General features: G+C 63.7%; 13 protein-coding genes. 2 read left to right on the plus strand and 11 right to left on the minus strand.

Annotated features, from left to right (window positions below):
• Positions 1–303 precede the first annotated feature (303 nt).
• From B5M41_RS17420 to B5M41_RS17465, 10 genes are all read right to left on the minus strand, one after another.
• The gene (locus tag B5M41_RS17420; protein WP_134653110.1) at positions 304–1,338 is read right to left on the minus strand and encodes a DUF7146 domain-containing protein; all 1,035 of its coding nucleotides are present in this window, start codon (positions 1,336–1,338) and stop codon (positions 304–306) included.
• Between the two features lie 12 nt (positions 1,339–1,350).
• Positions 1,351–5,823 (minus strand): strawberry notch-like NTP hydrolase domain-containing protein, encoded by a 4,473-nt coding sequence (locus B5M41_RS17425; RefSeq protein WP_134653112.1) that lies wholly within the window; start codon positions 5,821–5,823, stop codon positions 1,351–1,353.
• A gap of 115 nt (positions 5,824–5,938) precedes the next feature.
• Complete coding sequence (locus B5M41_RS17430; protein WP_134653114.1) at positions 5,939–6,250, minus strand: hypothetical protein; 312 nt, start codon at positions 6,248–6,250, stop codon at positions 5,939–5,941.
• 399 nt (positions 6,251–6,649) lie between these two features.
• Positions 6,650–6,916: a hypothetical protein gene (locus tag B5M41_RS17435; protein ID WP_134653116.1), complete on the minus strand. Its 267-nt coding sequence runs from the start codon at positions 6,914–6,916 to the stop codon at positions 6,650–6,652.
• 159 nt (positions 6,917–7,075) lie between these two features.
• On the minus strand, positions 7,076–7,264 hold the full coding sequence (locus B5M41_RS17440) for a hypothetical protein (protein WP_134653011.1): 189 nt from the start codon (positions 7,262–7,264) through the stop codon (positions 7,076–7,078).
• Positions 7,265–7,479: 215 nt separating this feature from the next.
• Complete coding sequence (locus B5M41_RS17445) at positions 7,480–7,692, minus strand: hypothetical protein (RefSeq protein WP_134653013.1); 213 nt, start codon at positions 7,690–7,692, stop codon at positions 7,480–7,482.
• Entirely contained in the window at positions 7,685–7,903 is a 219-nt protein-coding gene (locus B5M41_RS17450) for a hypothetical protein (RefSeq protein WP_167719508.1), read from the minus strand. Before B5M41_RS17450 ends, B5M41_RS17445 begins: the two co-directional genes overlap by 8 nt.
• The gene (locus B5M41_RS27150) at positions 7,819–8,163 is read right to left on the minus strand and encodes a methyltransferase (RefSeq protein ID WP_413713178.1); all 345 of its coding nucleotides are present in this window, start codon (positions 8,161–8,163) and stop codon (positions 7,819–7,821) included. Before B5M41_RS27150 ends, B5M41_RS17450 begins: the two co-directional genes overlap by 85 nt.
• 428 nt (positions 8,164–8,591) lie before the next feature.
• Positions 8,592–8,792, minus strand: coding sequence for a hypothetical protein (locus B5M41_RS17460; protein WP_134653017.1), 201 nt, complete (start codon positions 8,790–8,792; stop codon positions 8,592–8,594).
• 87 nt (positions 8,793–8,879) lie between these two features.
• Positions 8,880–9,524 carry an antitoxin of toxin-antitoxin stability system gene (locus tag B5M41_RS17465; protein ID WP_134653019.1) on the minus strand — a complete coding sequence of 215 codons (645 nt, stop codon included), beginning with the start codon at positions 9,522–9,524 and terminating at the stop codon, positions 8,880–8,882.
• 311 nt (positions 9,525–9,835) lie between these two features.
• Here B5M41_RS17465 and B5M41_RS17470 point away from each other — a divergent pair, with 311 nt between their 5' ends.
• Together B5M41_RS17470 and B5M41_RS17475 are read left to right on the plus strand one after the other, a co-directional pair.
• On the plus strand, positions 9,836–11,026 hold the full coding sequence (locus tag B5M41_RS17470) for a DUF1173 domain-containing protein (RefSeq protein WP_134653021.1): 1,191 nt from the start codon (positions 9,836–9,838) through the stop codon (positions 11,024–11,026).
• Between the two features lie 92 nt (positions 11,027–11,118).
• Positions 11,119–11,328 carry a hypothetical protein gene (locus B5M41_RS17475; RefSeq protein WP_134653023.1) on the plus strand — a complete coding sequence of 70 codons (210 nt, stop codon included), beginning with the start codon at positions 11,119–11,121 and terminating at the stop codon, positions 11,326–11,328.
• 29 nt (positions 11,329–11,357) lie between these two features.
• Here the strand turns inward: B5M41_RS17475 and B5M41_RS17480 are convergent, their stop codons facing one another.
• The gene (locus B5M41_RS17480) at positions 11,358–12,335 is read right to left on the minus strand and encodes a hypothetical protein (RefSeq protein WP_134653025.1); all 978 of its coding nucleotides are present in this window, start codon (positions 12,333–12,335) and stop codon (positions 11,358–11,360) included.
• Positions 12,336–12,397 lie beyond the last annotated feature (62 nt).

Raw genomic sequence — 12,397 nt, forward strand, 5'->3', positions numbered from 1 at the left:
CCGCGCCTCTCGCGGCCTGACGGCGATCCCTTTCCATCCGGCGGGCGGGCCGGAACCGCGGCGCTCGCGCCGCGGCCCAGCGCAGCGCCGGGCCGCCGGGGACAGGTTTTTTGCTCCGCGAGGAGCGCCGGCTTCGCCGGCGCGGGGAAAAAACCTGGCCTCCGGCGGTTGGAGGCCCGAACGCCTGATGGTAAGGGTCGCCTCTCGGCAGGCCCGCAGGCGCGCGCTCATCCGTGCGGCGACCGGCATGGCCGCCCTCCCCTCCGCCGCTCCCGCCCCGCCCATCTCCCCATCACGGCCTCATCACGAAGGCAGGAAGACGGTTGCGTCCTCCGGGGCGAGCTGCGCCCGGAGGCTGGCGATCAGGCGGCTCGGGTCCAGCCGCAGATCGTCGTTGAAGTCGCCGAGTTCCGGGGCGAGCACCAACGGCAGGATCCCGCGGGCCTGCGCCCGGCGGCTCAGTCGCTCGATACCGTTCCGGCCGGCGGCATCCGCGTCGGCGGCGATGTAGAGGCGCACGCAACCAAGTGGCAGCTCGAAGGCGGCGAGGTGATTGGCGGTCAGTGCAGACACCATGGGCATGGCGGGCATGACGTGTGACAGCGACAGGATGCTTTCGAGACCTTCGCCGGCCGCCATGACCGATACGGGACTGTGGACAGGAAAGGCGAAGCGAACCGCATTGCCGAGCAGTCCGCCAAGAGCGCGGCGCGGATCTTCGACGTGTGCCTTGCCGCCACCGTCGGGGTCGAGCCAGGTGCGATGCACGCCGGTGATCGTGCCGCCGGGATCGGTCACGGCTGCAATCAGCGCGGGGAAGCTGTGCGTCCGGCCGGTCTGGAGATCGCGATAGTAGCAGGACGGGTGATAGCGAAGCGCCGGATGCAGGGATGCCCGCAGGATGCCCCGCTTGCGCAGATAGCTGTCCGCCAAAGTCCCCGCCAGCGGCTGCGACATGCGAAACAGGCGCTGCGCGCGCTTGTCTGCCGGTCTTTCGACCGGCGGATCGGTTCGGGCGTCGCCCCTGCGGGACGCCGCCGGATCGGGACGGGGCTCGTTAAGGAAACGCCGCGCTTCGTCGGTAACGTCGCGGAAATCGACCAGCCCGCAGGTCTCGCGCACGAGATCAAGCAGATCACCATACTCGGCCGTGGCTCCGTCAGCCCACCGGCCGGCGCGCGGACCGGTCAGGTGGACATAGAGCGACTTGCCCTTGCTGTTGGCGGTGTCGCCGACGATCCAGTAATTGCCGGCCCTGCGGCCGGCGGAGAGGTAGTGCCGGCAGACCGCCTCGGCATCGCGCGCGAGACGGTTCGCCAGTTCGGAGGCCGAGAGCATGGCGGTCCTCCTTCAGTGCCGGCTGACGACATCGAGCAGCCGATGGCGCTGCATCAGGCGTGAAAGGATCGCAGCGCCTTCATCGGTGACCGGAATGAAGAAGCGCAACTTCCATGCGATCATCTCCGAGAACAGGCCGATGGAGCGCAACCAGTCGCGCATCCCGTCCGTGAAGCCGGTCAGTTCGACGCGGTTGTCGTTCATGACCCGGACGCGGCGCACCGTCATCTCACCGGCGAGGCTGATAATGGAGGAGCCATCGACTACCGACCGCCACGCCTGCTCCGGGTCGAGCACTTCGCTCCGATCGATCCCGAAATTGTTGCAGAGCCGTGAAAGGCCGGCCGGCGCGATCACGCGGCCGACGATGCGCTCGCCATCTTCGGTTTGCAGGCGGTAGACCCGGCAATAATCCTGCGGCAGGAGTTTCCAGATCGGCAACAACAAGCCGCTGACGACATGCAGCGTCGACGTCGAGAACTCGGGAACGCTGGCCACTTCGGCATTCCAGGCAGCGGCGAACACTTGTTCGTCCGCTTCCTCCCAGTTCGTCTCCTCAAGCTGGCGGACCTCGAAGCGCAGCTCGTCCATCGGACGGATGAGCGCGACGCGCGGCTGCACGGAGCCGTCGTCGAGCATGATAGAGCGTGTCGGGGCCATGACGGCGGCGCGCTCGGACTTTGCGTTGATCATCAGCTTCGCGCGCGGGTCCTGCGCCACCAGACGGAGGGCATCCTCGATGAGCATCGGCCGGTTGCGGTCCATGCGCTCGATGGTCAGAAGGTGCGACTGCGCGCCCGTGACCGGATGGGTGTAGACCAGCTTGCGATCCCTGAGCGTCATCCGATCGGCGGTCAGCGTCTCCAGGCCCTTGTCGTAGACGCCGGCAGCGATCGCGCCCTCGATGCGAGCCGCCAACAGTTCCTCGAACGACTCGAACAGGACGTTTTGCATGGTGATGGTCAGCGCCAGCATGCGATTGAGGAAGGTGTGAATCGGCGGCAATTCATCCTTCAGTCCCCCTTCCTCGTCGCAGAGTGAGAGGCCCGTGATCGTCTCGAAGGTTTCCAGCGAGCAGCCGGCGACCGCGCCGCTATGGACGCGCTTGTAGAATTGCCTGAGTGCATCGCGGGCGTATTGGGATTCGAGATTGTCCTCGCTGCGGAACATGCCCTGCCCGCCGGTCTGGCGCTGGCCACGGGTGATCGCGCCGAGCGTGTCGAGCCGCCGGGCGATCGTCGACAGGAAGCGGCGCTCGGCCTTCACGTCGGTCGCGACCATCCGGAAGCGCGGCGGCTGGGCCTGGTTGGTGCGATGGCTGCGCCCGAGGCCCTGGATCGCGACATCGGCGCGCCAGCCGGCTTCGAGGAGGTTGTGCAGGCGCTGGCGCTGGTTCTTCGCGCCGAGATCGGCATGATAGGAACGCCCGGTTCCACCGGCTTCCGAAAAGATCAGGATCGGTTTCTGGTCGTCCATGAACGCGCGCGTCTCGTCGAGATTGGCGCTGCCCGGCCGGCTCTCGACGGCGAAGCGTGCAAAGGCACCTTCACCATCCCGGCGAACGATACGACGGGAGCGCCCGGTGATCTCGGCAACCTTGTCCGTGCCGAAATGCTGGACGATCTGGTCGAGCGCGGTCGGGATCGCCGGAAGGCTGCCGAGTTTTTCGAGCAATTCGTCACGGCGGGCGACGGCCTCACGGCAAAGGACCGGATTACCGTCGGCATCATAGACCGGTCGGGAGAGGAGCGTGCCTTCGCTGTCCGTGTATTCCTCGAAGAGCTGGGTCGGGAACGAGTTCATCAGGTACTCCGCGACGATCTCGCGCGGGGTGACGTCGACCTGGATGTCGTTCCACTCGGCGGTCGGGATCTCGGCGAGCCGCCGTTCGGTTATCGATTGCCCTGTCGAGATCAACTGAACGATCGCGGCATGGCCTTCCGCCACGTCCTGGTTGATCGTGCCGAGCAGAGTCGGCGTCTTCATCGATGTCAGGAGGTGATTGAAGAAACGCTGCTTCGTGCTCTCGAAGGCGGAGCGCGCCGCGGCTTTGGCATTTTTGTTGAGCGTTCCGGTCGCCGACGTGATGCTGCAGGCTTCCAGCGCCTGATCGAGGCGATTGTGGATCACCTGGTAAGCCTCGGCATAGGAATCGTAGATGCGGACCTGTTCCTCGGTCAGCGCGTGTTCGAGGATCTCGTATTCGACGCCCTCGAACGACAACGAGCGAGACGCGTAAAGGCCCATCGCCTTGAGGTCGCGGGCCAGCACCTCCATGGTCGCAACGCCGCCATCCTCCATAGCGGCGATGAATTCGCTGCGCGTGGCAAAGGGGAAGTCGGCGCTGCCCCAAAGACCGAGCCGCTCCGCATAGGCGAGCGACTCGACCTCGGATGCACCGGTCGCCGAGACATAGACGACGCGTGCATCGGGCAAGGCGCGCTGAAGGCGCAGGCCGGCGCGGCCCTGCTGTGAGGCCGCCTTGTCGCCACGGTCAGACTTGCCGCCCGCGGCATTGGCCATGGCGTGGCCTTCGTCGAAGATGACGACGCCATCGAAGATCCTCGCTTCATCGACCGCGCCCTCTTTGTCCTCGCCCTCGCAGAGCCAGTCGACGATCTGCTGAACGCGGGAGGACTTGCCCTCGCGTTCGTCCGTGCGAAGCGTCGCGAAGGTCACGAACAGGATGCCCTCGTCCAGCTTGATCGGCTTGCCCTGCCGGAAGCGCGAGAGAGGCGTGACCAGCAGCTTTTCCTGACCGAGCGCGCTCCAGTCGCGTTGGGCATCTTCGATCAAGGTCTCGGATTTCGAGATCCAGACGTGCCGCCGGCGGCCCTTCAGCCAATTGTCGAGAATGATGCCGGCGGCCTGCCGGCCCTTCCCGGCTCCCGTGCCATCGCCCAAAAACCACCCACGGCGATATCGCACCGCGCCTTCGGTATCCGGGGCGACAGCGGTGAGATTGTCGAAGGAGGCATCGACTTTCCAAAAGCCGGCGAGATGGCCCGAATGGGCTTCGCCGGCATAGATCACGCTTTCGAGCTGAGCGTCTGAAAGATCGCCGGTGGTGATCACGGTCTTGGGGAGGTGGGGCCGATAGCTGGGCTTGGGCGGGGCGACCGACGCCATGGCGACGGACTCGACCAGCTTGTCAGGATGCGGCTTGGCGCCCGGGATGCGGATCGCCCGCAGCTCGTAGGGCTCGTAGATGCCATCGGCGACATCCAGCCGCTCCGACGGCGGCGCGTCGCGCAGCTCATAGGCGAGTTCGACGATCTCGTCATGGACAGGCGCAGGCGGAGCGGACACCCGGTTCGGGGCGCGGGGAGAGAGCACGGGGCTCGACCGCAATCCCGCGATAGCGGCGGGGCGCAGTGTCTCGGCCGCCTTGCGCGCGGCCATGTTCACGGCGCAGGCGCGCAGAATGCCGTTGGACAGCGCGCCGATGGAGTTCGATGCGGTCGACGGAGAGCGCGGCGGCAGGCCGGAAATCCAGGACAGCAATGTGGTGAGGTTGGGTGCGACAGCGCGACTTTCAACCAGCTTCGTCGGATCGGCCGCCGCAATCTTGTCGATGACCGTCAGCCGTGTTTCCATCGTCGTGCCATGACGGGCAAAGACGCTGCCGGCGATCGCGGCGCTGAACGCGACCGTGCCGCGGTCCTGCAAGCGAACGAAGGCGTCACGCCATTTCGGATTGTCGGGGGAAAGGCTGGAGCCGGTGATGGCAACCAGGCGGCCGCCGGGCACAAGACGGGCGAAAGCCGAGGTGAGATGCCGCCATGCCGCATCGGCCATGCGACCCTCGACATGCACACCGGCCGAGAACGGCGGGTTCATCAGCACGACGGTGGGACGGGCGACGCGATCGAGATAGTCGTCGAGATGGGCCGCGTCGTGGTGCGTGACCGATGTTCCGGGAAAAAGATGTTCGAGGAGGGCGTGCCGGACCGGCGCATATTCGTTGAGAACGAGGCGCGCGTGGGCGAGCTCGCCGAAGATCGCCATGAGGCCGGTCCCGGCGGACGGCTCAAGCAGGACGTCGTCCGCCATGATGGAGGCGGCCCGCGCCGCGACATAGGCAAGTTCGACGGGCGTGGAAAACTGCTGGAGCCGCTGGGTTTCCTCGGATCGGCGCGTGTGCGTCGGGTTGAGCGCCGCGAGCCGGGTCAGGATGGAAAGGGCCGCCTCCGGCGTATTCGACCGGGCGGATATGGCCGAGCCAAACTTGCGAAGGAAGAGCACCTGGGCGACTTCGGTCGCCTCGTAGGCATCCTTCCACGACCAGTATCCTTCGGCGTCCGAGCCGCCGAATTCAGTGGTAAGGACGGCGCGCAGGTGCGCCGATGTGATGGATTGGCCGGCTTCGAGAAGCGGCAGGAGCACACCCCCGGCTGCGAAGATGTTGCCTGCGCGGCTGCGTTCTTCGGGCAAGCGCTGCTTGCTGGCAAACGGGTTCATGGCAAAGGAGGAAGGAGCGTTCATTGGAAACCTCATCGAGAGCGGAAAGGAGCCGGCCGCCGGGCGCTCTCCAAGCCCGCCAGGCCACCCCTTCCCGGCCCCTCTCTCCCTCTGGGGCGCTATCGGCGGCGCCCGGCCTTCAGCCGGGCGCGAGCTTGAGGTTTCCGAATGCAGCGACGCCGGCAGCCGAGACTTCATGCAGGACGGCCTTGCCGCCGGCGGCGATCCATGCGGCTGCCTGCTCGGCAGACAGTTGCTGGACATGGACGAAGTTGCGCTCGGCGCAGAGGCGCTGGCGATCGAAGGCTTCACGGTCTTCGAAGGCGTAGAGCATATCCCCAGCACCATCCCAGAAGACGATGGCCAAGCGCGTCGGCTCGACCACTTCGGACCGGAAATTCAGGAAGACCGGCGTGGCGATAGGTGGGCAGGCAAGGACAGACAGGCTCATGTTGCTCTCCTGAAAATACGGAAAGGCCCGGCGCTCCTTTCGGAGCACCGGGCCGGGATTGAGGAACAAAGAGAAGTTCGGGCGCGAAACGGCGTCCGAAACGGACGGATCGGGCCTCTAGCTATGCGTGTAGCCGTCGGCCTCTATGCATAGCCACATCCCGCACCATCGCAGTGCGACGGCTCCGTCTGCCGCGGCGACGGGAACGGCCAGCTTCCGGAATGCGCGATAGGAGAGGCCCTGGTCGGCCTGTTGCCATTTCAGGTGAATGGCGCGGCGTTGTTCTTTCGTGACGCATATCACCTGATGCCCTCCTCTGCTGTTCGGGCATCCGCGCCCACGATAGCCGCGGATTTGTCCCAGCCGAGCGTCGTCTTGGTCTCGCGGCGCGCCGCCAATTCATTCGGTGTCATTGGCGTCTCCTCTGATCTTGCTCGCGTAGCTGTAGAGGAAAGCCGATTGCGAGCAGTCCACTCCCGAATTGATGAGGTGGAGCAGCATGGCGTCGACGTTGCCGCGGCTCAACGCCGCGTGCTGTGTGAGTACCTGGGTCGCGCTGGTCACGTGACCGGCGTGCGTCGTCTCCCCCTCATCCGGTGCCCATTCGACGCGAGCGACTAAGCTCATTCCAAGGTCAGACGCTTTCTTGGCAAGATCGGTCAACATGGGTCCGATGATCGTCGTATTCTCTCTCGGTTGCCATGGCGGTTTCCTTTTCTTTGGTGGAGGTGACGGCGCGGCTTTCGACTGGAAGATTTTGGACGCGTTGGGCTGCCGGTAGCGCAAGGATGGGATTGCGGACATCGGCCCGGCTGGATCGGTTGATCATTCCTCACCTCCCGCCGATATCTCGCCGGCGCTCGCCTCAACGGAGACTTCGTCCTCGTTGGCCTCAAGCAGCATCAGGATGCGGTCACCGACAGCGACGCATTCGTTGATCCAGCAATGATCAGTGGCGGAATGTCGACCGAACCGCTTCGTCGGGACATAGATGATTGTGAAATGCGGACTCACGACCATCCTGTGCGTGATGAATGGCAGGGCCCCCGACTGCTACGACGATGCCGCCAGTGCCGTATGATGTGCGAACGTTCATGCCCGATTGCACCAACACCGGAACATCGGGCGCGCCGGGCGGTGTCAGACGATATCGCTTGGGATCATGTGCTCCGAGCTCGGCCGAGTAGAGCGAATGAGCAAGATGCGAGCGTGGTTCGCCGGGCCGGGGTTTACGCTTTATCTGCATCGTTGCCTCCCGTTTGGCTTCTGGTACCGTTGCGACATGGCGGATCGTTCGAGACCTCACCATCCCGGAGAGGATCGAGAAAATTTGGAGATCCGAATCCCTTGTCGAAGAGTTCCTGCGCTTCGTCGGCATCCGCGGCCAGGACTTGCCGAGTTCCCTCGATGCGCCAGTCGATCAGCCAAGGTTTCTTAGGCATGTCCGCCTCCTGCCGTGATCGTGACGACGCAGGTATTGACCGCAGTCCCCGACGATCGGAAGGAGCCTTCAGGGAGCGGTTCGATGGCGCCGCCATGATCTGCGACGAAGTCGCGGAACGCTGTGGTCAGCTTGTTGGCCCTGAACAGAATGGCGGCGGACATGATCGCGACCAGACGGCCGCTGCGCTTGAGAAAGCCGAAAGCCTGCATGACGTGCCGGATGTCGTCCTGCCGGCAAAGGGCGGGTTCATCACGATGCGATCGTAGGATGCTTCGGGCTGCATATCGAGGAAGTCGGCCTGTTGCCCGGTGCAGAACGAGGCGGCAGGCATGCTGTCGAGACGGGCAATCCTGAGCGCCAGGCGAGCGCATCGCGCGGCATCGATCTCGATCGTGTGGACATGGCCGCCGGCGGCAATCGCTTCCACGGCGATGTTCCCGAGCCCGGCACTCGGTTCAAGAACTCGCATCCGGGGCCTGATGTCGGCGCGGTCGACCACATCGCTGGCAAGGGATTGAGGCGTATCGAACTGGCCGAAGTCCTGTTTCGTGCGGGAATACTACCCGTAAGCAGGATCGGTTCGAGCGCCTCGGCGGCATCCCCTTCGAAAACATGGGCTTTCGCGGCCCGGTTCCATTTTCCACCGGCAGCCTGAAGAACCTTGTCGGTTTCGACATAGAGTTTGCGATCGAGCTGGTCGATCAAGGATACCTTCGAGCCTTCGACGACAGCAGCGCCGAGAATCCTGAGTACGTTTGTCGCAATCTGCGGCATTGTTGAATTCCTTTTTTGTTGGGGGGAAGCGAGAAGACCCGCCGCGCGCCTAGCTGAAAATCCGCCGGTCAGATGGGTGGCGTCGCGGCTCGGGTTGCCGACCAAGCGTCGGGTGATAGGCCGTCAAAGACGGAAGGCGTTCACGAGTTCGCGCCTGTCGAGCCGATGCTCTGCGAGCATCGAGCGGTAGAAGCGTTTGCGCGCGAAACGGAAGGCAGGGTCGTGCCGCATCCGGCGATCGAACTGGCAGGCAGCGGCGCGCACGACGGTGCGCCAGTTCGCATCCGCGCGGATGCGGAGGCGTGGATAGATGGGGTCATTCATGGTGATGTTCCGTGGAGCGCGAGGGGGTAAGCCCGGGCCGCTGTGCGCTCTCTCCCTCGCGGCCGGATCTAGAACCCCGGCGTCGGATTAGCCGAACCGACGACCGGACGCAGTGAAGGTGTAGGCATTGGCCACGATGGTCTCGTCGATCATTTCGTCGGAGGTCAGCGCGTTGTATTCGTTCTCGAGCTGGCGGTAGAGCCATCGGGCGAGATCGCGCACCGCTTCGATGACCGTCTCTTCTGCGTCAGCGGTCATATCCTGGTATGTGGGACTTCCCCTCTCGACGGAGATCGCCATGCAATACTCGTGATAATAGTGCCCGCGATGGCTGACATCGGCTCGAAGCCGATAGAAGTTGCGGCGCTGGATCGCTTGCAGGCTATCGGCAATCGCATGCAGCGCGGTATCGTTCGGCGCATGGACACGGATCGCGCGAGGCGCACTCTTTCGATAGGAATAATGAGCCTGGAAGCATGCACCGTCACCTTGAGACCAGAAGCCGGTGAAGTGGATTCGCGGCTCATCTCGTGTGCCGCCGCCCATGAGTCGGACAGGTGACGTCTTGAGGCGAACGCCCAGGCACTCGCATATCCGACCGAAATCCTCAAAGACAAACTCATACCAGTCGTAATCAAAGCCGCCCTCGCGATACCACGCACGAGCATTCTCCTTCGCTCCTTCCGACAACTCCTCGAACTGATAGACGGTGGTTTCAATAACTGCGGGCATACGAGCCTCTTGGAAAGCGAAAGCCCGGCGCAGGGCCGGGCTCGTCGGGGATAGACAATGCCGGCGATGCCGGCGGCTGGAATGGATGGTGTCTCGTGAGGTTTGGCGAAGAAACCTCCTTCGGCCACGAGCAGCCGCACGCCACATGGACAGTTTCGTCAGCGGCCCGCTTCCGCTCGTGGAAAGGTCGCGCTGAGCCAATCGCTCGGCCGGTCAGATGAGCCGTCGTCGCTGCGTTTTACTATGCATATTTTTAATAGTATAACGCGGCCGCGCCGTGTAGGGTTTGGCTTGAGAAGGGGAGAGCGACAGTGCGAACATTCACGATCGGCGACAGGGTGCTTCCGGAAAACTCTCCGGAATTTCGGGCGCTTCTTCCGCATGCATATGAAGAGCGGCTTCGTCCGATGTGCATGTGCAGGCAGCCGGCGGTCGCCATGTACATCGCCCGACTGGATGATCAGTATGTTGTCAAACGCATGCCGCTATCGGGACGCAAACATGACCCGACCTGTCCTTCCTATGAACCGCCATACGAGCTTTCCGGTCTCGGGCCGCTCATCGGCAGCGCCATCCAGATCGACGCCAGCGGCAAAGCCGATCTGAAGCTCGATTTTTCCTTGACGAAGCGGGGTCCGCGCGCTGCGGCCAGCACACCGACGGAACAGTCGGAACCAGGTATTCGCAGCGAGCCGCGGAAACTGTCGCTCAAGGCTATGCTCCACTATCTCTGGGAGGCCGGCGAACTGACGGAATGGCGTTCAGTCTGGGCCGGCCGGCGCGGCTGGGGACGCGTCCGCACCAGCCTGATCAACGCAGCGTCGCAGATGACGGCGAGAGGCGGACCGCTCAGCGACATGCTCTATGTGCCGGAGGTCTACCAGACGGAGGACAAGGACGGCATCGCCGCGCGCCGCGCGACGGCACTGAAGGGCGTGCAGGCGACAGGTTCAAGACCGCGCAAGCTGATGATGATTGTCGCGGAGGTGAAAGAGTTCTCTCCGGCCCGCGAGGGACAGAGGATCGTCGTGCGGCACATGCCCTTCCCCCTGATAATCGAGGATGGGGCCTGGCGGCGGCTGGCGGCCCGCTACGAAACCGAACTCGAACTGTGGCGTTCCAGCGAGGCGTTCCACCTGATCGTCATCGCCACCTTCGGCATCTCGACCTCGGGCATCGCATCGGTCGAAGAAGTCGCATTGATGGTTGTGAACGAGCATTGGCTGCCCTTCGAGGACATTAACGAATTGCGACTGCTGGAGAAGCTCAGCCACCTGAAGCGGAAGAGCGTGAAGGGCCTGCGCTTCAACCTTCCGCGCGACGCGCCGATCGTGTCGGTGACGCTGCCCGAGCAGAAGCCCGCGCCGGTGGCGATGTTCATCGTGCCGGCGAGTGCCGGCGACGAATACGAGCATGCGCTTGCCGACATGATCGAGACGAGACCGGAGATCACACCTTGGGTCTGGCGGGCCGGCGATGGCGAGATGCCCCGAATTCCCTGATCGTGGACTTCCCGGCGTAATCCGTTGACAGGCTCCCGCGAATAAGAACAGCTGCCGGGAGGCAGTCACCCGCCACATTCAGCCGGAGCATCATGAAGCCTGAGAAAAAGCCGTTCGTCGTCGAGTTCAAGAATCGGCGGCGCCTCCCCCGGAAAGAAACGTCGATCTGGGGGCGTATCGACCTGAAGGCCGCCAGCGACGTGGTTGACGTCGAGCAGATGGGCAACGAAGTTGCGTCGATGAGCCACGGCCAGTCGCCGGAATCCGATGCGACACCGACCCAGGCCGGGATCAGCGCCTAATCGCGTCATAGACTGACGAAGACCGTCCATCAGGATTTTCGAGCGATGAGCTTGTCGCTGGCGAGTGCTTCGGCCGCAACGTCACGACGCCGGCCAGCGACCGCCGATATGACGGTTTGGAGAAATTCCTCGGGTTCGCCATCCCGGTATGGCCCGTATTCAGACCAGTCCAAAGCACCGACGACAGCGGGAATGAAATCGAAATCGAAGGTAAATCCGCCCTCCTCCAAAGCATCCGAGAGATCGGTGTACGCTTGCTCTGCAAGAGGTACGATCGCCAGGACATGACTCCGCATCGCCTGCCAGCCGGTCGCATCCCACAATTCGGACATGCGGATAACGCCATCTGGAACCGGACGGCGATCCTCGTGAAGTCCGCGAAAATAGAGCATGGCCTCCCAGATGCAGAGAGCCGTCTCCATCTCGCCGACGGTGAAAGACCGAGGGGCGTCAACTGGAGCACCGTCTGGCAACGAAGGCGGCGAGAGCGGCGGCATCAGCGCACGATCCTGCAAACGGAACCGGTTCAGCAGATCCGCGCTGGTCGCGTTATGGATGCCCTTGCCGGTGATGAGGGACACGCTGGCGCCATAGGTCTCCAGCCGCTGCGAAGGATGATTCATCCATTGGATCACCGTGACCTCCGGCAGGCTCGGCGAGCGCGCGACAATATCATGCACGATGAACTGCCACGGGAATTCGCTGAGATCGATTTCGGCAGCGACATCATTACCATCGGGCGACGTCGGCAATAGCGCCAGAATGCGGCTGCCAATGAAGGCATTGAGTGCGCTGTCTGCCTGTGGCGCCGAGGCGCGAAAGGCGTTGAGCAGCGCTTGGCGCTTCACGCTGATCGGGTTGATCGGGCCGACGTCGGTGAACAGGACAAGCCCGGCTTCGGTCTCGCTGCATTCGAGAACGTGGGTCAGCACGAGCTTTTCGAGCGGCGTGATATCGGCAAGCGAGATTGGCGGATAGGTGTAAATTCGGGTTTCGAGATTGTTCATGGGACTGCCTTTCAGTCGATACGACAAACCCGGCGCGGTGGCCGGGTTGATGGGAGGAATGC

The sequence above is a fragment of the Shinella sumterensis genome, from assembly GCF_004514425.2.
Classification (GTDB): Bacteria; Pseudomonadota; Alphaproteobacteria; order Rhizobiales; family Rhizobiaceae; genus Shinella; species Shinella sumterensis.

What these genes read in the sequence shown, in the direction of transcription:
- B5M41_RS17430 (WP_134653114.1), bottom strand. Translation starts at nt 6,250, where the DNA reads ATGAGCCTGTCTGTCCTTGCCTGCCCACCTATCGCCACGCCGGTCTTC.
- B5M41_RS17475 (WP_134653023.1), top strand. Translation starts at nt 11,119, where the DNA reads ATGAAGCCTGAGAAAAAGCCGTTCGTCGTCGAGTTCAAGAATCGGCGG.
- B5M41_RS17420 (WP_134653110.1), bottom strand. Translation starts at nt 1,338, where the DNA reads ATGCTCTCGGCCTCCGAACTGGCGAACCGTCTCGCGCGCGATGCCGAG.
- B5M41_RS17460 (WP_134653017.1), bottom strand. Translation starts at nt 8,792, where the DNA reads ATGAATGACCCCATCTATCCACGCCTCCGCATCCGCGCGGATGCGAAC.
- B5M41_RS17450 (WP_167719508.1), bottom strand. Translation starts at nt 7,903, where the DNA reads ATGCAGGCTTTCGGCTTTCTCAAGCGCAGCGGCCGTCTGGTCGCGATC.
- B5M41_RS17435 (WP_134653116.1), bottom strand. Translation starts at nt 6,916, where the DNA reads ATGTTGACCGATCTTGCCAAGAAAGCGTCTGACCTTGGAATGAGCTTA.
- B5M41_RS17445 (WP_134653013.1), bottom strand. Translation starts at nt 7,692, where the DNA reads ATGCCTAAGAAACCTTGGCTGATCGACTGGCGCATCGAGGGAACTCGG.
- B5M41_RS27150 (WP_413713178.1), bottom strand. Translation starts at nt 8,163, where the DNA reads ATGCGAGTTCTTGAACCGAGTGCCGGGCTCGGGAACATCGCCGTGGAA.
- B5M41_RS17480 (WP_134653025.1), bottom strand. Translation starts at nt 12,335, where the DNA reads ATGAACAATCTCGAAACCCGAATTTACACCTATCCGCCAATCTCGCTT.
- B5M41_RS17465 (WP_134653019.1), bottom strand. Translation starts at nt 9,524, where the DNA reads ATGCCCGCAGTTATTGAAACCACCGTCTATCAGTTCGAGGAGTTGTCG.
- B5M41_RS17425 (WP_134653112.1), bottom strand. Translation starts at nt 5,823, where the DNA reads ATGAACGCTCCTTCCTCCTTTGCCATGAACCCGTTTGCCAGCAAGCAG.